We start from the raw sequence: 24596 nt of genomic DNA, 5'->3' as shown, positions 1-24596 counted from the left end.
TTATAGTTCTAATTCTTTTTGTTCGTACTCCATTTCTTTGATAGCCCTTTCTACAGATTCTCGAGTAGGTTTTGATCCACTGAAAAACCATTTCACATAAACCTTTACCCAATTCGCAAAAGACAATAAAATTGGCAAAGTCAACAACGTTAAAAAAGTAGCAATGATGATCCCATAAGCAATTGATATGGCCATTGGAATCAAGAACTGTGCTTGTCTACTCGTTTCAAAAATTAAGGGAACTAAACCGGCAACAGTAGTAATGGTTGTTAAAAAAATGGCTCTAAACCTAGATTTACCTGCCTTAAGTAAAGCTTCATCAAATTCTAAGCCCTCTTTTAGATAAGAATTAAATTTACTTATCAAAACCAACCCATCATTTACCATTATTCCAATCAACGCAATAATCCCTAACATCGAGAGCATATTCACTGGGAAATTATGAATATAATGCCCCCAACCAACTCCTACAAAACTGATAGGAACCATTAGTAAAAGCATAAATGGTTGACCATAGGATCTAAAAGTAAATACAATGACTATATAAATTAATAAAAGAATAATTCCTCCTACCGTTGGAATATTACTCATCACTTTTGCAGCTTCTCTATTTTGACCTTCATATAAAACGGATACTTGCGGATATCGAGCCAACATATCAGCAATGACGGTTGATTTCATCTCTTGCAAGACTTCTGTAGCAGAAGCTTTATCATCTTTTAAATCGGCCTCAATTCTAATTTCCCTTAAACCATTAAGGTGATTGATTTTAATTTCACCACGTTCAATTTCATAAGTAGCGACTTCTGAAAAAGCAACTTTTGCCCCTGTAGGTGTCGCAATTCTCATATCATCTAAGTTTTTAATTGAAGAACGCTCTTCTCGGTTGTAACGAACCCAAATCTTTATTTCGTCTTGACCACGCTGAAAACGCTGGATTTGATATCCAAAAAAACCACTCCTTACTTGAGTCATGATATCTTGATACGTCAAACCAAGCAAATAAGCACTTTCTTTAAGTTTGATCTTAATTTCTTTAATTCCCTGAGGGTCATTATCTGAAATATCTTTTAATATTGGATTATCAGAAAAATCTTGTTTTAGCTCTTCCTTGGCTTGTTTTAGTTGCTCAATATCATTTGATAATAATGAAACTGAAATTGGGCTTCCTCCAAACCTACCTCCTGAACCAAAAACCAAAGACTCAACTCCATATACAGGTCCTACAGCTGTTCGAAACCTATTTGCTACTTCAATAGCGTTAAAATCCCTTGTTTGTCCAGGTAATAAGTTCACGTTTAAAGACGCTGTTGATGTACCCGCTCCTAATCTTTTAATCACATTATCTACAACAGATAAATTACCTGTTTGTTCGGCTGTCAACTCCTCATTTACCTCCCAGACCTTATCCTCTATCATACTTATAATCGAGTCTGTTATTTTTTCATTGGTTCCTTGCGGCATTTGTAAGGAAATAGCAACCCTGTCACTAGCAATATTCGGAAAAAAAGTAGCTCTTATCAATCCTCCTTTAAAAGCTCCTAATGTAATTATGAAAAGTGCAATCGGAATCACAATACCAAAAAACTTATTTTTCAATACAAATTTCAATGAGGGACCATACAAACGATCTCGCATATAATCCATTACCCTTTCAGCGTGTTTGTTGATTATATTTACTTTCTCATTTCTGTCTAAAGCCTTAGAATGTGCTACGTGAGCCGGTAAAATAATCAAAGCTTCAACTAATGAAACTACCAAAGTTAAAGCTACTACAGTCGCTACTTCACTAAAATATTCTCCTAATCGTCCATCTAGAAAAAAGAAAACTGAAAAAGCCAAGATTGTAGTAAAAATCGCAGAAAATATCGGAGGAACAACCTCCATGGTTCCATCAATTGCTGCCCTTACTGGATTCTTACCTTGTTCGTAATGATGGTAAATATTTTCAGATATTACAATTCCATCATCAACCAAAATTCCAATTACTATAATCATCCCAAAAAGAGATAACACATTTATAGTAACATTAAAGTACCCTGCTAACATGAACATACCAAAAAAGGCAACTGGTAACCCTGCAGCAACCCATAAAGCCAAACGAGGTCTTAAAAAAAGTGACAAAAACAATAATACCAACAACATTCCTTGCCAAGCATTGGTAAACAATAATTTTGTTCTTTCTACCAAGGTGATTGAAGAGTCTCTAGCAACCACTAACTGAACATTATCATGTCTTATATTGAACTCTTCAATATATTCGTTTACCTTATCTGCAGTACCTATTAAATCTTCACTATTGGTATTATCCACGCGCACTCTAACAGATAAATCTCCATTATAATACAAACGATTTGGTGATTCATTCCATCTATCTGAAACCTCAGCAATATCTTTCAATCGAATGACTCTACCATTTGGGTCAGCTCTAACCACGATAGCATTCATATCAATTCCATAATAAGATCTATTCTTGGCACGAATTAAAAATTCCTCCGAGCTAGTCTTTACAGATCCTCCTGAAGTAAGAATATTGTTTTTTGAAACAGCTTGCGCAACATCGGCAAAAGTTAAATCAAAAGCCCTTAAAGAACTCTCACTCACTGCTATTTCTATTTCTTCTTCTGGAAACCCCATTATAGAAATCTGAGATACTCCTTCCATTCTTCTTAAATCATTTTCTATTTCTCTCGAAAATGTTTTAAGCGATTTTAAAGGAATATCTTTTCCTGTAATCACAAAACTTATTGTTTCTCTAATACGTTCTACTTTTGCCACAACAGGCGGCTCCATACCGGTTGGAAAATTAGGTACTTTGTCAACTGCATTTTTAACATCCGCCAAAACCACATTGATATCATACCCTTTGATAATTTCTATGGCAATAGAGGAAGAATTTTCTTTTGATGTGGAAGTAATTCTATCTATCCCAACAATTCCCTTTAGATTGTCTTCAATTTTCAACACAACCCCTTCTTCCATTTCTAATGGAGAAGCTCCTGGATACGCCACATTGACCGAAATCTGATCCGAATCTGACAAAGGAAAAAATGAAGAGTTTAAATTAGAATATCCTAAAATCCCTAACAGAACGAAAGCGATGATAATAATATTAACAGAGACAGGATATTTAATAAAATAAGAAATTATTTTTTTCATATTACTTACTCTTTGGAAGTATTAAATTTCTTAGCTGGCATTCCATCAAAAGCTCCTAATACAGGTCTAGAAATCAACTCTGCCCCATTTGGAATTCCTTTTACAATGACCGTATTTCTTTTGTAATAAATTGGAGTAACAGGAATTTTATTTAATACAGAATCTTTAAAAACAAACACATGTTCCTTTTTAATCAATAAATTTCTTGCTATTTCATAGGAATCAGGAACACCTCTTGCGGTAACTTCAGCCTCTAAATAAATTCCTTCTCTTAGATTCTTCCCACTCACCTCAATAAACACATCTAAGGTTTGACTACTTAAATCGATTTTACCACCAATTCTAACAACTTTTCCAGTAACTTTAATCGTTTCAGTTAAATCAGTTAATTCTACCTTTTTTCCAATTCTAATATCATTCGCTAAACTAGCGTTGACTGAAAGCGTTAACTCATACTTATCAGTATTGATAAACTCTCCCATTATCTGCCCCTGACGAACCAGTGCACCTTCATTTACATTTACCTCTGTAATAACACCATCAAAAGGTGCTTTTAAATTATACTTTTCTAAGCGCACTTCTAAATTTTTGATATTGTAGTAAGTAGTGTAAATATCTTTGGCTGTAATAAAGTATTTTTCTTTATCGGAAGAAGGCTCAGGAATTTCTTTAATTCTTTTATTCACATCAAAACTGTCTAAGTATTTTACCCACTTCTCAAAAGAATCTGGATAATCCATTCTTAAATCAGGCATGATGGATACAATTAAATTTTGAAAAATACTTTTCTGAGCTTTTAAAGTAGCAATATGCTCATCACTATTTATCGCTAAAAGTGTTTCTCCTTTCTTAAAAGCAACTCCTACTCTAAATTCTTTTTTTGAATTCTCTAGTACCCCTTGCACTTCAGAGTACAAAACAACTCGATCCTTTGAGCGAAGACTTCCTTTTTCTTTTATAACAATAGGGATTTCTGAATTCTGTACGACTTCTGTAAAAACAGTTTTTTCAACTTTTGTTAAAACTCTTTTTTTTTCTTTTTTATTATTTATGAAACCTTGGTAAGCCCATACAGAAAGAGCTAATATGACAATCCCAAGAATAACGAATCTAGCTTTTCCCATGAAATAATTTGTACTGTTTAAGTAAGATGAATTCTATTTTTCTCTAAAACAAAATACAATAATTTTATCATACTCTGTTTAAGCCCTCAAATATACAAACATCGTGCCTAAATGGACCTTTCAATACCTGTTAAACAATACTTAATTCCTCAATGGATTTGAACTGAAAGAAAACTGTACCATATATAAAAAGTAGGGGCTAACAAAAAGCTACATAGCCTGTAAAGCTTATACTTTTGTTAGCAATGAGAAATTACACAACCCTAAATCTAACTGGTTTGAGGAGAATAGCTGCTATTTATTTAACTAAATCCCATTATTTTACATTTCAAAAAATTAATTTTTATTTTTTTGAAATTTTGTAAAACAAAAAAAAGACTACATTTTCATGTAGTCTTTTAATTTTCTTGTGGGCAATGAGGGATTCGAACCCCCGACCCCCTCGGTGTAAACGAGGTGCTCTGAACCAACTGAGCTAATTGCCCTTAGCGGTTACAAATATAGCACCGATATTTAGATAAACAAGCGTTTTTATTGGTTTTTTTTCAATTAAAACAGCTTAAAAACGCTTAATCTTTGAGATTGAATCGATTAGAAGAATAAAAAAAATAATTTTTATTCAAAAAAGAAAGAAAACCAAAAACTTCAATCCTCAGATGGAAACTTTTCTGTAATTCTATCTTAAATTCAATTATATAATTAATTTTACTTTCTATAATCATCTAGGTCTTATTTACCATTTATGCCAACAGAAGAACATTTCAATAAGTTACGTGCCAAATTAAAGGGAGAACTATTTACTGATGAACTACACAAAAGTATTTATGCTACAGATGCGTCAGTTTACAGAAAAAAACCATCAGCCATAAGCATTGTAAAAGACGAGTCGGATATTATTGAACTCTTATCTTTTGCCAACAAACACCTGATAGGATTAACTCCTAGAACCGCAGGAACTTCGTTAGCAGGACAATGTGTGACCAATGGAATTGTAGTAGATACTTCTAAATATTTAAACCAAATAATCTCTTTTAACAAAAAAGAACGCACGGTTACCGTTCAACCTGGAGTGATAAGAGATGATTTGAATAGATATTTAAAACCACATGGTTTATTCTTTGGCCCAAATACTTCTACTTCCAATAGATGTATGATTGGCGGAATGGTAGGTAATAATTCATCTGGAACAACTTCCATTAGATATGGGGTTACTAGAGATAAAGTAATTGCCTTAAAAACTATTTTAAGCGATGGAAGTATTGCCTATTTCCATGAAATGACTTCAGAACAATTTAAAGAAAAGACCCAAGAAAATTCTTTAGAGGGACAACTTTACAAAAGCATTTATGAGGAGCTTTCTAAAAAAAATCAACAAGATGAGATTCATAAAGAATTTCCTAAAAAAGAAATTCACAGAAGAAATACTGGTTATGCAATAGATTTATTATTAGAATCAAAATTATTTGGAGGGACTAAAGAAAATATCAATTTAGCACAACTCCTCTGCGGAAGTGAAGGTACTTTGGCTTTTAGTACAGAGATCACTATCAAACTAGATCACCTACCTCCTTCTCATAATATTATGATTGGTGCTCATTTTAAAAGTATCCAAGAGAGTCTTGAGGCAGTTGTTACGGCAATGAAACACACTTTGTACAATTGTGAATTAATGGATAAAATAATTCTTGATTGTACCAAAAACAATGCAGATCAAAAGAAAAATAGATTTTTTTTAAATGGAGATCCTGAAGCTATATTGATGCTAGAAGTTGCTTCTAACTCCCCTGAAGAAACAGAGATATTAGCGGATGCTCTTATTGCAGATTTAAAGAATTCTAATTTCGGATATCATTTTCCTAAAATACATGGTGCTGATATTCAAAAAGTGCATGAATTAAGAAAGGCAGGACTTGGTTTACTCGGAAATATAATTGGTGACCCAAAAGCAGTAGCATGTATTGAAGATACAGCGGTTGTATTAGAAGATTTACCTGTTTATATATCAGAGTTCACTAAAATGATGGATAACTATGGACAAGAAGCTGTTTATTATGCTCATGCAGGTGCCGGTGAAATACACCTCCGTCCTATTCTAAATCTAAAGAAAAAAGCAGATGTAAAGTTATTTAGAGAAATAACTACCGCCACTGCTAAATTAGTAAAAAAATACAGAGGTTCTTTTAGTGGTGAACATGGAGACGGAATTGTTCGTTCTGAATTTATACCTTTAATGATTGGAGAACAAAACTATGCTCTTCTCAAACGAATTAAAGCCGCTTTCGATCCAAATCATATATTAAACCCAGGGAAAATCATTGATTCTTACTCCATGGACGAAGACCTAAGATATACACCAAACAGAAAAGAACCAGAAGTTACAACTTTCTTAGATTTTTCTGACAATCAAGGCATCCTGAGATTGACAGAAAAATGTAACGGATCAGGAGACTGTAGAAAATCAGCAGAAGCAGGCGGCACCATGTGCCCTAGTTACCGTGCTACAAGAGACGAAAAAAACACTACTCGAGCTAGAGCTAATGCGTTGAGAGAATTCTTAACCAACAGTGATAAAATTAATAAGTTCAACCATCAAGAATTATACGAAGCTTTTGACTTGTGTTTAAATTGCAAAGGGTGCACTAGTGAATGTCCTAGTAATGTAGATGTATCTGTTCTAAAAGCTGAATTTTTACATCAATACTACAAAAACAACACTCCTAGTCTGAGAACAAAACTATTTGCTTACAACGAAAAATATAATAAGCTAGGAAGCATCACTCCAGGAATAACCAACTTTTTCCTAAATAAAAACTTTGTTAAAAATATTTTAGGTATTAGCAACAAAAGAGAACTACCTAAACTTAATACCAAAACACTACTTCAACATTATAAAAAAAACAAGCTAAAGCTTTACACTCCAGTGAATCCAATTGGAATAGTGTATGTTTTTTGTGATGAGTTTACCAATTATTTTGATGTATCGGCAGGAATTGCGACGTTAAAAACACTAACTAAATTGGGGTACGATCCTAAAATTATCAATCATGCTGAATCTGGAAGAAGCGCTATTTCCAAAGGACTTCTTTCCTTTGCAAAAGAAAAAGCAGAAGAAAACATTGCTATTTTCCATCCGCTTATCTCCAAAGAAACACCCCTTATTGGAATTGAACCCTCTGCTATTTTAACTTTCAGAGATGAGTACCATCGAATGGTGTCCGACAAAGAAAAAGCGATTCAAATTTCAGAAAACACTTTTACCATAGAAGAATTTCTAGCAAACTGTATTGATAAAAACATACTGACCGCCAAACAGTTTACAAAAGATAAAAAGACCATAAAAATACACGGACATTGTCATCAGAAATCACTAAGCTCCACCTCCCCTGTTTTCAGTATTTTAAATTTACCAGAAAACTACACAGTGACCATTTTAAACACTGGATGTTGTGGAATGGCTGGATCCTTCGGGTATGAAAAGGAACATTATGACATCAGTATGCAAATAGGAGAAGATACATTATTTCCAAAACTGAGAAAACTTGACAATTCTGTAACTATCGCCGCCTCAGGAACAAGCTGCAGACACCAAATAAAAGATGGAGTGAATAAAACCGCAACACACCCCGTAGAAATCTTATATGATGCCATGCTTTAAAAAAGCATCGTAAATATTTCAGCATTAATTATTACCTTTCGTTTGTAGACCGCATCTAAAACTAGAAAAAATGGGAAAAACAGCTATTATCATCGGAGCCACAGGGGCAACAGGAAATCATATATTAAGATTATTACTGCTAGATAAGAGATATAGCACGGTTAAACTTTTCTCTAGATCAACCTGCAATATAAGCAACCCGAAAATAAAAGAATATTTAGGCAACCTTTTTGAACTAGAAAAACAAATTGAAGAGTTCACTGCTGACGAAGTATATTGCTGTATCGGTACCACAAAAAAACAAACCCCCGATGAAAACGTTTACAGAAAAATTGACTTTGGAATTCCCGTAACTGCGGCAAAAATGGCTAAGCAAAATAAGATTCCCAAATTTTTAGTAATCTCGTCAATGGGAGCCAATAGTCAAAGTAATACTTTCTACACAAAAACAAAGGGTGAAATGGAGGTTAGGATTTCTAACTTTAACATTGAGCAAACGTTTATTTTCAGACCTTCTCTTTTACTCAGAAACTCCAAAGAGACTCGTATCCTAGAATCCATAGCAGCTATTTTTATGAAAGGAGTCAACTTTTTATTTTTAGGTCCTTTAAAAAAATACAGAGCCATTAAAACCATAACCGTTGCCAGTGCTATGATTAAAGTTGCCAATTCTAAAATGAATAGCTCTCTATTTTTGTCTGACGAAATACAAAAACTCGGAGAATAGAACTATTACAACTATGAGACAACTTCATAAAAAGGACTTATTTTCCTTATTATCATTTTTAATGTTGACCCTATGGAGTTTTGGCCAAATTGACTCTACCAGAGTTATTGTGGAAAACGGGTTTATCGAAAAAATGCGGAACAAATTAGCAATTGAAAATTCTATCAATAATGAGTATGAAATTTTTAAAGTAAAAACGAATAACACTAGCTACGAACTATCACCAAATATCCGAACTAATTATCGCATTCAATTAAATTATAAATTTATACTAGCTGGCTTTCAATTTGCTCCAAAAATTTTCCCTAACAACAACGATAATGATTCCAAAGGAAAAACCAGTTCTTTCAACTTAAAAATAAAATTGGTTTTAAAACACTGGTTCACAACTCTACAATATTCAGACATTCAAGGTTACTACTTAAAAAACAGCTCAGATTTTACCAGCATTCCAGAAAATAACTTCATTCAATTCCCTGATTTACATTATACCGCCTATGAAATAGAAACAGGATTTATCCAAAATTCAAAATTCTCTTATAGAAGTATCACCTCACATATGGAAAGGCAATTAAAAAGTGCAGGCACCTTCCTTCCTGTTCTAAAACTAAGACAGTACACAATAGATGATCTATCATCCAACATAAACACTCAAAAATCAGACAACCTTGAATTCACCATTGGCCCCGGTTACGCCTATAATTTTGTACTCAAAGAAAATTTTTATGCCACCATTGGTGCACTCGTAAGCATAGGAAACATACATACCAAATTGACAACAAGAAGTACTGCAACCAGCAATCTAAGCTATCAAAACAATTTACTCACGCAATGGCAAGGAAAAATAGGTACGGGTTACAATGGAAAAAAATTCTACAGCGGTATCTTTGCTACCCTTTCAGATACGCACTACAAGCAACAACATACAACCGCTAGAAACAATGAAACAAGAGTCTTTTATAATTTATTTTTTGGATTAAGAATAGACTCTCCAAAATTCTTAAAGAAAAACGTTTCTAAAATAGAAGGCAAACTTCCATTGTAATCGCAAAAAAATAATTGTATTTTCCCCTTACCAAACCACCTTTGTTTTATGAAAAAACTTATTATTATTTCGTTGTTACTAAGTACACTATCTTGTGCTTCTGATAAAAAAGAGTATAAAAAAAATGGAATAGTTGAGAATACCACAAAGACACAAGAAACACCAATAGCTTACGAAAAAAGAAGCTTGGATGACATCAAAAAATCTGGAGTCCTAAAGGTTTCAACTACCTATAGTGCCACTAGTTATTTTCTCTACAAAGGAAAAACAATGGGGTTTGAATATGAGTTATTAGAACGCTTTGCAAAACACTTAGGAGTTCGATTAGAAATTGTTGTAGCACAAGATATTAATAACCTAATCCCTAACCTTCAAAGCGGCAAAGTAGACTTAATGGCTCATGGTTTGACTGTGACAAATGAGCGAAAAGAATTGATTAATTTTTCTGATTACATTTACCTAACCAAACAAGTTTTAGTACAGAAAAAACCGAATAATTGGAGATCCTTAAAATGGAGCACACTTGAGCGTTCTGTTATACATGACCCCATGGAGCTTTTGAATGACACCGTCTCTGTAAGAGCAGAAACATCCTATAGAGAAAGACTAGAGAACTTGTCCGAAGAACTGGGAGGTACCATCCACATTGACACCCTAAACGGAGAACTAACCACCGATGAGATCATTAAAATGGTTGCAGAAGGTAAAATTAAATACACCGTTGCAGACGATAATATTGCAAAAATCATGGCGTCCTATTATCCTATTTTAGATATTGATGTTCCCATCAGTTTTTCACAAAGAACAGCTTGGGCCACTAGAAAAGAATCTACCGAGTTACTTGCAGAACTAAACAAATGGCTAAAAAAAGCGAAGAAAAATGTAGACTATTATGTTATCTACAACAAATACTTCAAGAATAAAAAAGATTTTAAAAAACGTATCAAAAGTAGCTTTTACAGTATCAACACAAACAAAATCAGTATTTATGATAATTTGATCAAAACAGAATCTAAAAAAATCGGCTGGGACTGGAGACTGGTTGCTTCATTGATCTATCAAGAATCTCGATTTGATCCCAAAGCAAAATCATGGGCAGGTGCAGGTGGTTTGATGCAAATAATGCCCTCTACTGCCAAAGAATTAGGAGTCCCTAACAGATCTGACCCAAAGCATAGCGTGCAAGGAGGTACTAAATATTTAGCATCTCTTTATAACAAATTTGAAGAAGCAGAAGACAAAACCCAACGACAAAAACTAACAATGGCCTCCTACAATTGCGGCTACTATCATGTACTAGACGCTCAAAAACTGGCAACAAAAAGAGGATTGAATAAAAATATCTGGGATGATAATGTTGAACAAATGATCTTAGATTTAAGTCATAAAAAACATTTTTCCGATCCTGTGGTTAGTTATGGATATGTAAGAGGAATTGAACCATATAACTATGTGTCGCAAATTTACCAACGTTACAACCATTATAAAGAATTTATAAAAGAATAGGGATAAATGTATAAAAGCCTTTTATTTTTGTATGTTTAATAGCTCAAAATCAAAGCCAAAGAATCAGATATGAAATCTATAGTAACCATCGCAATATTTTTTATTGGAAGCACTTTATTTGCACAGCAATACGAAGAAAAAATTGCTGAATTAAGTTGTACATATATCCAAGATATTGATATTAAAGAGGACATAGACAAAGGCATGAAAAAATGTATTTTGCAAGCCAAATTTGAAATTGAACAAGAATTTCCTGAATTAAAACCTAAGGTTTCTATAGAAGAACTTAGAGAAAAATACAAAAACGTTTTTGAGTTACTTACCAAAAACTGCAGCACACTTACTACCAAAAGGTCAGAACGCAAAAAATATTTAGCCTACACTCCCTCTTCTAATAAGGAAGCAACATTTAACTACCTAAAAGGAGATAAACTCATCACGGAAAAAAAATACGCTTCTGCCATAAGCGCATATAAAAAAGCTATTAGGCTTGATGAAAGTTTTGTAATGGCCATGGACAAACTTGGTATTGCTTATATGTACAATAACGAGCAAAAAAAAGCCATCAAATCATTTAAATCTTCCTTAAAAATTTTTCCAGAAGGAGATGTAGCCTTATTGAATCTGGGAGAACTTTATTACCAACTTGAAGACAACAAAGATGCTTCTGTCTATTTTAGTACACTTACAACTCACTTCCCACAAATGTCCAATGTTTATTTAGGATTGGCTAAAACAGAATACAGAGATGAACTAAACGAAGCTGCCTTATTACACTCGATAAAAGCATTGCAATACACACCAAAAACTGCATTAACTGAGATAGAAAAAGCAAACACATTAATTGATTCTATCCATGCAACGATGCATGCAAAAAATCAAATGGAAGCCTTTAATGCAATTGCTAAAGAACATAACTTCACATATAACTCAAAAAAATAATTTGATATGAAATCTATCCAATTCTTGCACACTGTTTTATTCTGGCTAAAAGAACCTGAAAAAGAGGCTCATACTTTCGAAAAATGCCTGAAAACTTTTATTGAAGACTCAAAATATGTAGATCTATCCTTTTATGGAACTTCACCGAAAGCAGAACGAGATGTTGTAGATGACTCCTTCAGTTTTAAACTCACCGTAGGATTCACCTCTAAAGAAAGACATGATGCCTACCAAGTAGAAAAAGCGCATATTGATTTTATAAATGAAGCTAGCCCACTTTGGAGCAAGGTGCTTATATATGATGGAATCAAGAGTTAAACAAAAAGAGGTTTTACAAAATGTAAAACCTCTTTCTTTATATCCTACTTTGGTAGGTGAATAATTCGTAATATCTACCTTCTTTCTCTATAAGCTCAGTATGCTTTCCAGATTCAACTATATTTCCTTTTTCTATCACTAAAATCTGATCTGCTTTTTGAATCGTACTCAATCGATGTGCAATTACAAAAGTGGTTCTATTTTTCATTAGCTCCTGCAAACTCTTTTGAATAAAACTTTCACTTTGTGTATCTAGATTCGAAGTTGCCTCATCTAGAATAATAATTTTAGGATCTGCTAAAATAGCTCTAGCAATAGAAATACGTTGTCTTTGACCTCCTGAAAGCTTCACTCCTCTTTCTCCAATTACAGTTTCTAAACCTTCTTCAAAACGATCAGTAAACTCATTTACATATGCGCCTTTCACGGCTGCCAACAACTCCTCCTCACTAGCCTCTGGTTTTGGAAACAAAATGTTTTCACGAATGGTACCTTCATATAAAAAATCATCTTGTAAAACCACGGCCAAATTTCTTCGAAAGCTACTTAAATTAACAGTAGACATATCAATTCCATCCAAAAGAACGCTACCTGAACTAGGGTTTAAAAATGTTGCTGCTAACCCAGCAATAGTGGATTTTCCTGATCCTGAAGAACCTACTAATGCTGTAACAGAACCTGCTTTCGCTGAAAAACTAATATCATGTAAAACTTCCTTATGCTCTTCATAACTAAATGAAACATTTTCAAAATCAATTTTACCTTCGATATTTTTTAACACCACTTTTCTTTGCTCTGGATCATCTTCCTCATCCATCTCCATCAATTCTTGAGTTCTATCTAGGCCTGCCATAGCTTCTGTCAATTGACTACCAATATTACTCATTTGAACAATCGGTGCAATCATAAACCCTAAAAACAAGGTAAAAGAAATAAATTCACCATAAGTCATCGTATTATCCATCATAAAATAGCCACCAATTCCCATGATTCCGGCAGAGGCCAATCCTAATAAAAATGTAGAAGAACTTGTTATTATCGCCGTCGCAGTCAAACTCTTCTTTACATTCAGAAAAATACGTTCTACCCCTTTCTCAAACGATTTACTTTCTTGTTCCTCCGCATTAAACCCTTTGATCACACGAATTCCATTTAAAGTTTCTGTCAGCCTTCCTTTTACCTCGGCATTAATCTTTCCTCTATCTTTAAAAATCGGTCGGATATACCCAAAAGCTTTTAATGCTACAAATGCAAAAATCAAAACAGGTACTAAAACACAGACAGTCATCAAGGCATTAATTCTTATCAGAACTACAAGAGAAATAATCGCCGTAAAAGAACCTCCTACCAATTGAACCAACCCTGTTCCAACTAAATTTCGCACACCTTCCACATCAGACATTACTCTAGAAACCAAAGCCCCGGATTTGTTATTATCAAAAAAACGTATGGGTAATTTTAATAATTTTTTTTGCACCTGTGCCCTTAAAACTGAAATTAAATGCTGTGCTTCTACGCTCAATACCCTAGTTAACGAAAATGAAGATAGCGCTTGCACTAAAATAGCAAAACACACTATTCCAAGCAACAACAATAGATTTTGAATATTTTGTGATGGAATGACATCGTCAATTAACGTTTTACTTGAATATGGTAAAACCATTCCTGCTAAACTTCTTACTATAATCAGTAAAAGTCCAACAAACATAGTTTTTCTTCTTGGCCAAATATACTCTGTAAAGGCCCATTTAAAGGATACTTGTTTTTTGCTCATGCTTGAAAAGATACGAATATCAAGCCAAAAAATAAATTAGGACAAATCGTCATGGAAAGCTTATTGTTAAACTCTAAAAAAACATTTTTCCTTAAACACTTGCAAATCAAAGTATTTTGTTCTTATATTTGTGATATCATTTTGATATCACTTTAAATCTATTACTATGAACCAAGAAAAAACTATTAAACTTCTCAACGGGTATTTCATGTTAGTACTCATCTTTTTATTATTATTCGGTGGAATATTTCTATCAATAAGTAACGAAACTGGTATTTATATTCCTCTCTCATTTATCGGGCTATTCTTATCATTTGGACTTGTTTTGGTGAATCCAAACAGCTCTAAAGTATTATTACTATTTGGTAAATACATCGGAACTGTAAAAACCAATGGACTTTATTGGGCAAATCCTTTTTATAAGAAAAAGAAAATCTCATTAAGAGCAAGTAATTTTGACAGTGAACGCTTAAAAGTAAACGACAAACTCGGTAACCCTGTCATGATCAGTACTATTTTAGTTTGGCGTGTTACCAATACATACAAAGCGGCGTTTGATGTTGACAATTACGAGAACTTTGTACGTGTTCAAACAGACGCGGCCGTTAGAAAACTTGCGAGTATGTACCCTTATGATAATTTTGCAGACGAAGGACTTGCTGAAGATATTACTTTACGCTCTAGTGTAAACGAAGTAAGTGAAGCCTTAGAGAAAGAAATTGAAGAACGACTATCTATTGCTGGAATAGAAGTTCTAGAAGCTAGAATTGGTTACTTAGCTTACGCTCAAGAAATCGCAAATGCAATGCTCAAAAGACAACAAGCAACCGCTATTGTTGCAGCAAGACACAAAATTGTAGAAGGAGCGGTAAGCATGGTAGAAATGGCTTTAGAAGAACTGAATAAAAAGGAAATTGTAGTGCTAGATGAAGAAAGAAAAGCTGCTATGGTAAGTAACCTAATGGTTATTTTATGCGGTGATAAAGAAGCTTCACCTGTTTTAAATACAGGAACACTAAACCATTAATCAAGAAACATGAAAGAATATAAAGTTATCAATTGGAAAATGGGTTTTTCAAATAACAATGAAAAGCTGGAAGATGTGCTGAATGAATATGGAAGGGCTGGATGGGAAGCGAGACATATTTCTGAGAGCTCTACAAGAATTGTTTTTGAAAGAGAAAAAAACCGCTAATTATGAGAGTATTTGTGGAAGAACAACAATTCAAACAAAAATGGCTTATTACCCTACTCGCTGTCAGCAGCTTGGGGCCATTGCTTTTAGTTACTCATTTATTTCTAAATAAAAATGGAATGAATATCTATGAGTATCTTGTAACTTTGTCCATTATTATTGCTTCTGCAAGCTTGATTTTTCTTTTTAAATTAAAAACTAGAATTGATGAAAAAGGAATTCATTATCAATTTTTACCATTTCATTTTAGCAATAATATTATTTCATGGGATCAAATTAAAACAGCTGAAGTTAGAACCTACAATGCTTTTACCGAATTTGGTGGCTATGGCTTAAAAGGTGGAAGATTTTGGAAAAAATTAAATGGAACTGCCATGAATGTATCAGGAAACAAAGGAATTCAGTTGCATTTAAACAATGGTAAGAAAATTTTAATTGGCACTCAATTAGAAGCAAAAGCAAAAGAAATATTGCTGCGATATAAAAAATAATATGGCTAAAAAGAAAGCATTTGCATTACGCATCAACGAAGATATGATTAAGGCTATTGAAAAATGGGCTTCTGATGAATTTCGATCTACCAACGGACAGATTGAATGGATGCTTATGCAAAGTCTTAAAGAACATAAAAGAGCCCCTAAAAAACAAGAGGAGTAATCTAATAATTACTCCTCTTGTTTTATTTTAACAATTCAGGATAAGCCTTTTTAAATCGATTCAATCTCGGTATCGATACATTTTTTACATAGCCATTGTTCGGATGTAATTTCTCAAAATCTTGGTGGTAGTCTTCTGCTTCATAAAATTTTTCATAAGCCTTAATCTCAGTTACCATTTTATTTCTATAAACCTCTTTATTTAAAGCATCAAACATGGTTGTAGCAATTAATTTCTCTGTTGCATTTTGATAAAAAATAATACTTCTGTAAGGAGAACCAAAATCTGGATTTTGCCCAAAAGTAGTCGGATCTTGGCTTCCAAAATATACCTCAACCAAACTTTCATAACTCACAATATTGGGGTCATAATATACTGCAACTGTTTCAGCATGTCCGGTTTTTCCAGTACCCGTTGATTTATAAGTTGGATTTTTAGTATGTCCACCAGAATAACCAGATATCGCTTCTTCTACCCCATTCACACTCTCATAAATTGCCTCAACACACCAAAAACAACCACTAGCAAAATAAGCCACTTTTAAAGTTCCATTTTTTACTTTTTTCTCATAATTCTGAGCCTCTAATGAAGACATAGTAAAAAACAATCCCACTATTAGCACTACAATTTTATTATTCCTCATATTTAATTTTCATTTTAAACCTACACCATTTAGTACGCAGGTATCTTAAATAATTACAAGCAATATTAATTTTTTTTTAAATAACTAGCTCATATTCATTACAAAAAAATCTTTTTATTCTAGCAGTATTTTTTTGTTGCTTATCGCTGTTCGAATCCCTACATTTGTCTTTCAATTTTTATCACTCTATGGAACAATTTATAGTATCTGCTCGTAAGTATCGTCCTCAAATTTTTGAAGACGTGGTTGGCCAACAAGCCATTACCAATACTTTGGAGAATGCTATAAAAAACAACCATTTAGCACAAGCTTTATTGTTTACAGGACCTAGAGGAGTTGGAAAAACTAGTTGTGCCAGGATTCTTGCTAAAAAAATTAATGATGAAGATGGAACTCATGCGGATGAAGATTTTGCTTTCAATATATTTGAATTGGATGCTGCCTCTAACAACTCCGTAGATGATATTCGATCCTTAACCGATCAAGTTCGTATTCCTCCTCAAACAGGAAAATACAAAGTATACATCATTGATGAGGTTCATATGTTATCTCAAGCAGCATTTAATGCTTTTCTTAAAACATTAGAAGAACCACCTGCTCATGCTATTTTTATTTTAGCTACAACTGAAAAACACAAAATAATCCCTACCATTCTCTCTCGTTGTCAAATTTTTGATTTCAAAAGAATTGGTGTGCTAGATGCAAAATTACATTTAAAGAAAATTGCAGAACAAGAAGGAATAACGGCTGATGATGATGCATTGCATATCATTGCTCAAAAAGCAGATGGTGCTATGCGTGATGCCTTGTCGATTTTTGATAGGGTTATTAGTTTTTCCGGAAAAAACCTTACTAGAGAGGCTGTTACTGAAAACTTGAATGTATTGGATTATGATGTTTATTTTAAAACAACTGATTTAGTTTTAAAAAACAACATTCCTCAAGTACTGATTGAATTCAATTCTGTTTTAAGTAAAGGGTTTGAAGGACATCATTACATCAACGGACTGGCATCACACTTTAGAGATTTATTAGTCGCAAAAGATGCTGAAACAATCCCTCTTTTAGAAGTTGGAGATATTGCTAAAAAAAGATATTTAGAACAAGCTAGTGCGGCTTCGTTGCCTTTTTTACTTCAAGCCATTGAAAAAGCGAACGATTGTGATTTAAAATACAAGACTAGTAAAAATCAACGTTTATTAGTTGAATTGACTTTGATGCAAATTGCTTCTATAACCTTCGAGGCAGAAAAAAAAAAAGCAGTAACTACATAATACCTGCCTCATTTTTTAAATCTCAATTGGTTGAAGAAAAAATTCAAACGGTAAAAAAAGAGATCCCAAAAGAAAAATCACTCCCAGAAAGTCCTTCGCAAAATGTGGCCCCACCAAAACCGGCTCCACGAATGAGAACCGGCAAAAGGAGAACTTCTGCTCTTTCTTTAAAAAGTTTGACTGAAAAAGTTGAAGCCGTGGAAATCACGCCTGAAACTGAAATTGATAGAGATACCTTACCGAAAACTCCTTTCTCTGAAGGAAAATTGGTGAACTTATGGTCGCAGTACGCACAGCAACTTATCAAAAGAGGAGATAAAAGTTTGGCTTCTATTTTAATGGCATCCAAACCTACATTATCAGAATTCCACATTCATTATATACTTCCTAATCAGCTGATGGCTGAACAATTGGAAAGACTGAGACCTAGATTGTTGAAATTCCTAAGAGATTCGCTTAACAATTATAGTATTGATTTGACTATAAAAATTGAAGTTACCGAGGTTAAAAAGTTTGTGTATACACCGCAAGAAAAATTTGAAAAATTGCAAGAATTAAACCCAACAATAGATTTACTTAGAAATTTATTTGGTCTCGACATTTAATATCAGTTAGTTACATTTTTTTAATATCTTGCCGCCCTAACAAATATAAACTAAATGCATTCATTTGATAAAATTTTAATAGGTATTGCATTTTCCCCAAATATAGTTGCCAACATACATGAAGCCGTTCGACTGGCAAATATGTTTAACTCGGAATTAGTCTGTGTTCATGTAGGCGAAAAAACCAAGGAAAAAGAATCTAAACTGGAAAATATTTTCCAAAACGCTCCTAAACTTCATTCTAAAAAAAATTTAGTATTTCAAACAGGTAATCCTGTTGATGTTATTTTAGACACCTGCAAAACACATCAAATAGATTTGCTTATTCTAGGAGCCCTTCAAAAGGAGAATATATACAAATACTATGTAGGATCTATTGCAAGAATTCTTACCAGAAAAGCTCCATGTTCGGTACTTTTATTGATAAAACATTCAGTAGAAAGAGTTCCGTGTAAACATATTGTTGTAAATGGATTGCAAGATCCTAGAACTGAAGAAACAATTCAAACCTCCTTTTATGTCTCTCAAGGACTATCATGTCCAAAAATTACAATTGTGGAAGAGGTTACCCAACAAGAAATTCATGCAAAAGCAAATGATGATATTTCATTGCGAAAAATGAAGATCGAAAAAGAAAGGATTGCCAATAGAGAAGAAATGAGGGTTAAAGATATTCTAACTCATATTTCTGAAGAAAATAAAAATGGAATTGCTATAAAAACTCAAAGTATTTTTGGTAAAAGAGGTTATTCTATCGGTCATTATGCCCGTGTTGTGAGAGCTGACTTATTGATTATGAACGCTCCTAACAAAACAACTATATTAGATAGATTGTTTCCGCACGATATGGAGTATATATTATCTGAACTCCCAACGGATGTTCTCATTGTTAAATAACATATGGTACAAAAAGAATCTGCGCTCAAAAGTTTTATCTCCACAATTCCTAAAAATATATTTGCTGGTTTTGTAGTATCATTAATAGCATTACCACTAGGCTTAGGCTTGGCAATAGCCTCTGAAGCGCCTCCGGTAGCGGGAGTTATATCTTCTGTAATTGGTGGTATTCTGGTTGCCTTTTTAGGAGGATCTAACGTCACCATAACAGGACCGGGTAACGGGTTGGTAGTTGTACTTCTTGGAGCCATCACTACCTTAGCAGGCGGGGACTTACATCAAGGATACTTATTCACGCTTGCTGCCATTGTTTTTGCAGGTATTCTGATGCTAATACTTGGCTTTTTAAGGATGGGAAGTCTTAGTGATTTCTTTCCTTCTTCTGCTATTCAAGGAATGTTAGCAGCTATTGGTATTGGTATTCTTGCCAAACAGTTTCATGTAATGTTCGGATATATTACCATCAAAGGAACTACGATAGAATTATTATATGAAATTCCATTTACCGTGTATCACTTTTTTGTAGATACACACAACAATTATATTGCAGGTATGGAGGGTATTATGAGTTTGTTTATCATGGTTTTCTATTCTAAAATTAGAAATCGTTATTTCCAGTTGATTCCTGCTCCTATGTGGATTGTAATGTTAGCAGTTGGTTTGGCGTACCATTATGAATATTTCTTACAACAAGAATATCCTGTAGATAAAAGTTTATTGATCAATATACCCGACAATATCGTTCAAAGTCTTGCTTTTCCCGACTTTTCTAATATTTTTAGTATTAAATTTATAAATGTGGTACTTGCAATCACATTAATCTCAAGTATAGAATCGCTTTTAAGTATCAAAGCAGTAGATAAATTGGATCCCTTAAGAAGAAGATCAAATATCAACAAAGATTTAAAAGCCTTAGGGATTGCAACTACAGTGAGTGGTTTTTTGGGTGGCCTAAATGTGGTTACTGTAATTGCCAGAAGTTCAGTTGCAGCAAACAACGGAGCTTCCAATCGATCTGCCAATTTTTTTCATGCATTTTTTCTTGTTTTATTTATCCTTTTATTTCAAGATCAATTATGTAAAATTCCTTTACCTGCCTTATCTGCAATTTTAGTATATACAGGTTACAAACTAGCAAACCCAACAAACATTGCTAAAGTATTTAAAATTGGAGGTGAGCAGCTAATTATTTTTATGACTACTTTGCTCGCTACCATATTCTTCAATTTAATTATTGGAATTTTTAGTGGTATCCTGATTACATTTATCATTCATGTCATTTTAAACAAAAACTTTACTTTATTCACTCGAAACTTATTAAAGCCTAATGTTTTAATGTATAAAGAAGATGATGAGAAAAACAACTACTATGTAAGTGTTGTTAATTTCTGTACATTTTTAAATTACTCTAAACTAAAATCCAAATTGGATCAAATTCCAGAAAACGAAGATGTTATTTTAGATTTTTCTAGATGTAGCTTTGTAGATCATACCGTAATGGAAAATGTAAACGACTACATTAATACCTTTACCTCTAAAGGAGGGCATTTTGAAGTTACCGGATTAGACTTACATGGTTCACATACTGAGCACCCATTTGCTTTGCGAAGAATAAGTGCCACAAAAAGACTTGCCTCAAAAAATCTTACAAGAAGACAAAAAGCCATCAAAAATATTTCAGAGGCATTTCATTATAACTACCGTGCCCTTCAAAAAAAGCCATTTTTGTTTCTGGAAAATTATGGTTTTTTTAAATCAAAAAATATCAGTAAAATTAAAAATGTTCTCTCTAATAAAGACACCACTGTATTTGATGTGATTTATACAGAAGGGGAATTTATTGCAAAGCAGGTGGTGAGAAGTACCATGATGCACATAAAAGTGAATAAAGATATCCCTAGTTTTATATTAGACAGAGATGGTTTATTTGAATACATTTATCACCTTGCAGGTTATGAAGATATTAGAATTAAAAATCATCAAGATTTCACAAAAAGATTTTATCTTTCTGGTAACGAAACGGAAGCCATTGAAAAATTATTTAATGATGAATTAGTTTTGTTTTTTGAAAGCAATACATACTATCATATAGAAGCTTCTAAAAATGGATTATTAATTGTGTATAAAGAGAGACTTGCATCAGTAAAAGAAATCAAAGCTATGACTGATTTTGGTGTCCGTTTACAAAAAATCATAAATCAATAATTATGGGAAAGAAACAAAAAGAATTAAACGACGGAATTATTTCCTTTATAAAAGCGCAAAAATTGTTTTTTGTTGCTACCGCTGCCCCTACTGGAACTATTAATATTTCACCAAAGGGAATGGACTCTTTTAGAGTTTTAAATAATAATAAAATTATCTGGCTGAATGTGACTGGAAGTGGAAATGAAACCGCTGCTCATTTATTACAAGATAACAGAATGACCATCATGTTTACTGCTTTTGAAGGAAAACCAAATATTCTAAGACTATATGGAAAAGCAAAAATTTTCCATGAAAGAGATACTGAATTCACTGATTATATCTCGTATTTCCCTCCTTTAGCAGGGGCGCGTCAAATTATAGAATTAGATATTGAAGCTGTTCAAGAATCTTGCGGAATGGCAGTACCTTTTTATGATTTCAAAGAAGAAAGAACTCACCTCAATGACTGGGCTACAAAGCAGGGTGAAGAAAAAATAAAAGAATACCAATTAGAAAAGAACTCCACTAGTTTTGATGGTTTCGAAACACAAATAACAGAGTAAAATATGTTAGGATTAAAATTACCTACAGACCCTAGATGGGTAAACATTGCAGAAAAAAACATTGATGAAATATTAATTGATCATGCACATTGTGAGCAAAAAGCAGCCTCAACAGCGATTTCATTAATTGTTAGTTTCCCGGAATACACAGATCTTGTACAAGAAATGATTGCTTTGGTAAAGGAAGAAATGAGTCATTTTAAGTTAGTGCTTGATAAATTAGTTGCTAAAGGCGTAACCTTGGGTAGAGATCGAAAAGATTTATACGTTGTTGAATTATTAAAATTCTTTCCTAAAGGAGGTTCTAGAACAGATCAATTGGTACACAGACTTTTGTATGCTGCTTTGATTGAAGCTAGAAGTTGTGAACGTTTTAGATTATTATCTGAAAATCTTGAAGACAAAGAATTAGCAAAATTCTATAGAGATTTAATGGTCTCTGAAGCAAATCACTACACTCTATTTTTACAATTCGCCAGAAATTATGGTGATGTAAATCAAGTAAATGAAAAATGGAATGCTTTGTTGGAATACGAAGCAAATATTATGAAGGATTTAGGAACTACACAATCTATACACGGTTAGAAAAATGAATTCTAAGGAACTAAAAGAATTTTTAGATACTAAGGTTATAGAGTACAACACCTTAGATTTTATAGATTCTGACCCAGTACAAATCCCACATCTATATACTCAAAAAGAAGATATAGAAATTGCTGGTTTCTTAGCTGCAACAATTGCTTGGGGTAAAAGGGAAATGATTATAAAAAACAGTCATAAAATGATGGATTTCCTTGGAAACTCTCCTTACGACTTTATTTTAAATCATACGGAAGAGGATTTGTCCAAAATCGAACACTTTGTGCATAGAACCTATAACTTAGAAGATTTCAAATTCTTTATTCGTTCCCTAAAAAACATTTACCTCAATCATAATGGATTAGAAGGTGTTTTTACAAAAAATCAAACTCAAGATTCCTTACAATCAGCTATTCATGAGTTTAAAAAAGTGTTTTTTGAAATTCCTCATCTTCCTAGAAGTACCAAACATGTCTCCGATCCTAAAAATGGCTCCGCTGCTAAACGAATTAACATGTACCTTAGATGGATGGTTAGACAGGATACAAAAGGCGTTGATTTTGGATTATGGAAAGAAATCAGTCCAGCCCTACTTTCTTGCCCATTAGATGTACATTCAGGAAATGTTGCTCGAAAACTGGGAATCCTTACAAGAAAACAAAATGACGGTAAAGCACTGTTAGAACTTGATACCGCCCTTCGTAAACTAGATCCATCCGACCCTGTAAAATATGACTTTGCACTTTTTGGGCTTGGTGTATTTGAGAAATTTTAATTATTTATTTTTTTTAATACTTCGTTACAAATCTTTTCACTGTAACTATTTATTTTCCAATGACCAGGACTCCATCCTTTTAAAAAACGATGAAAATCTGCCCATGCTACTGGATAAAGAGCACGCCATTCTTCTTCTAATTTATCAAATATTACAGAGGAGTTATTCTTTCTAAGAGCTATTTTCAATTCTGAAAAATAACGATCTAAAATTTCTTGCTCTTTACGTTCACATTCATCCTCGTAAAAACAACTCCCAACAAAATAGGCTAAATCTTTCATCCCCACTCCTCCTCCAACATATTGAAAATCGACAGCTGCAACTTCACCTGTTGAAGAAAAACAAAAATTAGCAAGCTTTGCATCCCCATGAACAAAGGTTTGGTAAGTACTATTCACCAAAATGGCATCAATATTTTTGGCATTTTGTTTCAATTTAATATCGCTCAAAACATCAAGTTCTTCAGGTCGTGTTTCTAAATGCCAATAAGTTCCCACTGTCCATAAATCTTTTGGTTTTTGATGGAGATAAGTGGCATGAAAATTTGCCAACCATTTGATACAGTTCTGCAAATGCTTTTCTGAAACATGTTGTAATCGTATTGGATATCCGGCAGCATCCATATCTTCTAAAATAATGCATATTTCTTCCTCTTTTTTTATTACACCAAAACATTTAGGAATTCTTGAAGCTTCCATACATTTTGAACTCCAGCTTTGATACCAAGAAGACTCTACCTGATAGGACTTTAACTTTCTCTGGTGAGAAATATTGGTATTCCATCCCCTCGGATGATTACCTTGTTTAGGAGGTTTAATGTGTTTGATGATTACAGTCTCTACCATTCCACCAAGCACACGATAGCGAACAATACTACCATAACCACTCCAAAGTGCTTGTATTTCCTCTAAAGGCTCTATTGTATTAGCTTTTAGCTGTTCTAAAATATCTCTTTCAAATTCTTTTAGCAT

20 protein-coding genes, 1 tRNA gene and 1 pseudogene are annotated in these 24596 nt (G+C 33.3%); 16 read left to right on the top strand and 6 right to left on the bottom strand.

Features of this window, described 5'->3' with window-relative positions; genetic code table 11:
- The 3 genes from AC2DGP_RS02520 to AC2DGP_RS02510 form a co-directional block, all read right to left on the bottom strand.
- Positions 1-3159, bottom strand: a complete 3159-nt coding sequence (locus AC2DGP_RS02520; protein WP_484491455.1) for an efflux RND transporter permease subunit — start codon at positions 3157-3159, stop codon at positions 1-3.
- A 5-nt stretch (positions 3160-3164) separates the two neighbouring features.
- Positions 3165-4283, bottom strand: coding sequence for an efflux RND transporter periplasmic adaptor subunit (locus tag AC2DGP_RS02515; RefSeq protein WP_484491454.1), 1119 nt, complete (start codon positions 4281-4283; stop codon positions 3165-3167).
- Between the two features lie 410 nt (positions 4284-4693).
- A tRNA-Val gene (locus AC2DGP_RS02510) sits at positions 4694-4768 on the bottom strand.
- A gap of 257 nt (positions 4769-5025) precedes the next feature.
- On the opposite strand from AC2DGP_RS02510, the gene AC2DGP_RS02505 reads away from it, so the two are divergent.
- The 6 genes from AC2DGP_RS02505 to AC2DGP_RS02480 all read left to right on the top strand — a co-directional run bounded on the left by AC2DGP_RS02505 (position 5026) and on the right by AC2DGP_RS02480 (position 12476).
- Complete coding sequence (locus AC2DGP_RS02505) at positions 5026-7938, top strand: FAD-binding and (Fe-S)-binding domain-containing protein (protein WP_484491453.1); 2913 nt, start codon at positions 5026-5028, stop codon at positions 7936-7938.
- Positions 7939-8008: 70 nt separating this feature from the next.
- Positions 8009-8665: an NAD(P)H-binding protein gene (locus AC2DGP_RS02500; protein ID WP_484491452.1), complete on the top strand. Its 657-nt coding sequence runs from the start codon at positions 8009-8011 to the stop codon at positions 8663-8665.
- 133 nt (positions 8666-8798) lie between these two features.
- Entirely contained in the window at positions 8799-9710 is a 912-nt protein-coding gene (locus AC2DGP_RS02495) for a DUF4421 family protein (protein ID WP_484491451.1), read from the top strand.
- Between the two features lie 48 nt (positions 9711-9758).
- Complete coding sequence (locus AC2DGP_RS02490) at positions 9759-11216, top strand: MltF family protein (protein ID WP_484491450.1); 1458 nt, start codon at positions 9759-9761, stop codon at positions 11214-11216.
- A gap of 69 nt (positions 11217-11285) precedes the next feature.
- Positions 11286-12158, top strand: a complete 873-nt coding sequence (locus AC2DGP_RS02485) for a tetratricopeptide repeat protein (RefSeq protein WP_484491449.1) — start codon at positions 11286-11288, stop codon at positions 12156-12158.
- 6 nt (positions 12159-12164) lie between these two features.
- Entirely contained in the window at positions 12165-12476 is a 312-nt protein-coding gene (locus tag AC2DGP_RS02480; protein WP_484491448.1) for a Dabb family protein, read from the top strand.
- A 37-nt stretch (positions 12477-12513) separates the two neighbouring features.
- Here AC2DGP_RS02480 and AC2DGP_RS02475 read toward each other — a convergent pair whose 3' ends face one another.
- Entirely contained in the window at positions 12514-14250 is a 1737-nt protein-coding gene (locus AC2DGP_RS02475) for an ABC transporter ATP-binding protein (RefSeq protein WP_484491447.1), read from the bottom strand.
- Between the two features lie 166 nt (positions 14251-14416).
- Between AC2DGP_RS02475 and AC2DGP_RS02470 the strand changes: the two genes are divergently transcribed.
- From AC2DGP_RS02470 to AC2DGP_RS02455, 4 genes are read left to right on the top strand one after another with little or no spacing between them, the layout of a single operon-like run.
- On the top strand, positions 14417-15277 hold the full coding sequence (locus AC2DGP_RS02470) for an SPFH domain-containing protein (protein WP_484491446.1): 861 nt from the start codon (positions 14417-14419) through the stop codon (positions 15275-15277).
- 9 nt (positions 15278-15286) lie between these two features.
- A complete protein-coding gene (locus AC2DGP_RS02465) occupies positions 15287-15445 on the top strand; it encodes a DUF4177 domain-containing protein (RefSeq protein WP_300321210.1) in 159 nt (52 codons plus the stop codon).
- A 2-nt stretch (positions 15446-15447) separates the two neighbouring features.
- Entirely contained in the window at positions 15448-15936 is a 489-nt protein-coding gene (locus tag AC2DGP_RS02460) for a hypothetical protein (RefSeq protein WP_484491445.1), read from the top strand.
- A 1-nt stretch (position 15937) separates the two neighbouring features.
- The gene (locus AC2DGP_RS02455; RefSeq protein ID WP_484491444.1) at positions 15938-16102 is read left to right on the top strand and encodes a type II toxin-antitoxin system antitoxin; all 165 of its coding nucleotides are present in this window, start codon (positions 15938-15940) and stop codon (positions 16100-16102) included.
- A 22-nt stretch (positions 16103-16124) separates the two neighbouring features.
- Here AC2DGP_RS02455 and msrA read toward each other — a convergent pair whose 3' ends face one another.
- On the bottom strand, positions 16125-16745 hold the full coding sequence (msrA, locus tag AC2DGP_RS02450; RefSeq protein ID WP_484491443.1) for a peptide-methionine (S)-S-oxide reductase MsrA: 621 nt from the start codon (positions 16743-16745) through the stop codon (positions 16125-16127).
- Positions 16746-16933: 188 nt separating this feature from the next.
- Between msrA and dnaX the strand changes: the two are divergent.
- The 6 genes and pseudogenes from dnaX (at position 16934) to AC2DGP_RS02420 (ending at position 23625) form a co-directional block, all read left to right on the top strand.
- Positions 16934-18624: pseudogene (gene dnaX, locus AC2DGP_RS02445) on the top strand (DNA polymerase III subunit gamma/tau).
- Positions 18625-18678: 54 nt separating this feature from the next.
- Positions 18679-19521: a universal stress protein gene (locus tag AC2DGP_RS02440; protein ID WP_484491442.1), complete on the top strand. Its 843-nt coding sequence runs from the start codon at positions 18679-18681 to the stop codon at positions 19519-19521.
- A gap of 3 nt (positions 19522-19524) precedes the next feature.
- Positions 19525-21726 (top strand): SulP family inorganic anion transporter, encoded by a 2202-nt coding sequence (locus AC2DGP_RS02435; protein WP_484491441.1) that lies wholly within the window; start codon positions 19525-19527, stop codon positions 21724-21726.
- A gap of 2 nt (positions 21727-21728) precedes the next feature.
- Positions 21729-22271 carry a pyridoxamine 5'-phosphate oxidase family protein gene (locus AC2DGP_RS02430; protein WP_484491440.1) on the top strand — a complete coding sequence of 181 codons (543 nt, stop codon included), beginning with the start codon at positions 21729-21731 and terminating at the stop codon, positions 22269-22271.
- 3 nt (positions 22272-22274) lie between these two features.
- The gene (locus AC2DGP_RS02425) at positions 22275-22856 is read left to right on the top strand and encodes a MiaE family protein (RefSeq protein ID WP_484491439.1); all 582 of its coding nucleotides are present in this window, start codon (positions 22275-22277) and stop codon (positions 22854-22856) included.
- Between the two features lie 4 nt (positions 22857-22860).
- Positions 22861-23625 (top strand): TIGR02757 family protein, encoded by a 765-nt coding sequence (locus AC2DGP_RS02420; protein WP_484491438.1) that lies wholly within the window; start codon positions 22861-22863, stop codon positions 23623-23625.
- On the opposite strand, the gene AC2DGP_RS02415 is transcribed toward AC2DGP_RS02420, so the two are convergent.
- Complete coding sequence (locus tag AC2DGP_RS02415; protein ID WP_484491437.1) at positions 23622-24596, bottom strand: oxidoreductase family protein; 975 nt, start codon at positions 24594-24596, stop codon at positions 23622-23624. The genes AC2DGP_RS02420 and AC2DGP_RS02415 overlap by 4 nt on opposite strands.

The sequence above is a fragment of the Flavicella sp. IMCC45537 genome (assembly GCF_057197705.1).
The sequence above is the reverse complement of the archived record's forward strand: the minus strand, read 5'-3'. Positions and strand labels throughout refer to the sequence as shown.

Coding starts and splice junctions, on each gene's coding strand:
- AC2DGP_RS02520 (WP_484491455.1), bottom strand. CDS start 3,159: ATGAAAAAAATAATTTCTTATTTTATTAAATATCCTGTCTCTGTTAAT.
- AC2DGP_RS02515 (WP_484491454.1), bottom strand. CDS start 4,283: ATGGGAAAAGCTAGATTCGTTATTCTTGGGATTGTCATATTAGCTCTT.
- AC2DGP_RS02505 (WP_484491453.1), top strand. CDS start 5,026: ATGCCAACAGAAGAACATTTCAATAAGTTACGTGCCAAATTAAAGGGA.
- AC2DGP_RS02500 (WP_484491452.1), top strand. CDS start 8,009: ATGGGAAAAACAGCTATTATCATCGGAGCCACAGGGGCAACAGGAAAT.
- AC2DGP_RS02495 (WP_484491451.1), top strand. CDS start 8,799: ATGCGGAACAAATTAGCAATTGAAAATTCTATCAATAATGAGTATGAA.
- AC2DGP_RS02490 (WP_484491450.1), top strand. CDS start 9,759: ATGAAAAAACTTATTATTATTTCGTTGTTACTAAGTACACTATCTTGT.
- AC2DGP_RS02485 (WP_484491449.1), top strand. CDS start 11,286: ATGAAATCTATAGTAACCATCGCAATATTTTTTATTGGAAGCACTTTA.
- AC2DGP_RS02480 (WP_484491448.1), top strand. CDS start 12,165: ATGAAATCTATCCAATTCTTGCACACTGTTTTATTCTGGCTAAAAGAA.
- AC2DGP_RS02475 (WP_484491447.1), bottom strand. CDS start 14,250: ATGAGCAAAAAACAAGTATCCTTTAAATGGGCCTTTACAGAGTATATT.
- AC2DGP_RS02470 (WP_484491446.1), top strand. CDS start 14,417: ATGAACCAAGAAAAAACTATTAAACTTCTCAACGGGTATTTCATGTTA.
- AC2DGP_RS02465 (WP_300321210.1), top strand. CDS start 15,287: ATGAAAGAATATAAAGTTATCAATTGGAAAATGGGTTTTTCAAATAAC.
- AC2DGP_RS02460 (WP_484491445.1), top strand. CDS start 15,448: ATGAGAGTATTTGTGGAAGAACAACAATTCAAACAAAAATGGCTTATT.
- AC2DGP_RS02455 (WP_484491444.1), top strand. CDS start 15,938: ATGGCTAAAAAGAAAGCATTTGCATTACGCATCAACGAAGATATGATT.
- msrA (WP_484491443.1), bottom strand. CDS start 16,745: ATGAGGAATAATAAAATTGTAGTGCTAATAGTGGGATTGTTTTTTACT.
- AC2DGP_RS02440 (WP_484491442.1), top strand. CDS start 18,679: ATGCATTCATTTGATAAAATTTTAATAGGTATTGCATTTTCCCCAAAT.
- AC2DGP_RS02435 (WP_484491441.1), top strand. CDS start 19,525: ATGGTACAAAAAGAATCTGCGCTCAAAAGTTTTATCTCCACAATTCCT.
- AC2DGP_RS02430 (WP_484491440.1), top strand. CDS start 21,729: ATGGGAAAGAAACAAAAAGAATTAAACGACGGAATTATTTCCTTTATA.
- AC2DGP_RS02425 (WP_484491439.1), top strand. CDS start 22,275: ATGTTAGGATTAAAATTACCTACAGACCCTAGATGGGTAAACATTGCA.
- AC2DGP_RS02420 (WP_484491438.1), top strand. CDS start 22,861: ATGAATTCTAAGGAACTAAAAGAATTTTTAGATACTAAGGTTATAGAG.
- AC2DGP_RS02415 (WP_484491437.1), bottom strand. CDS start 24,596: ATGCTAAAAGAATTTGAAAGAGATATTTTAGAACAGCTAAAAGCTAAT.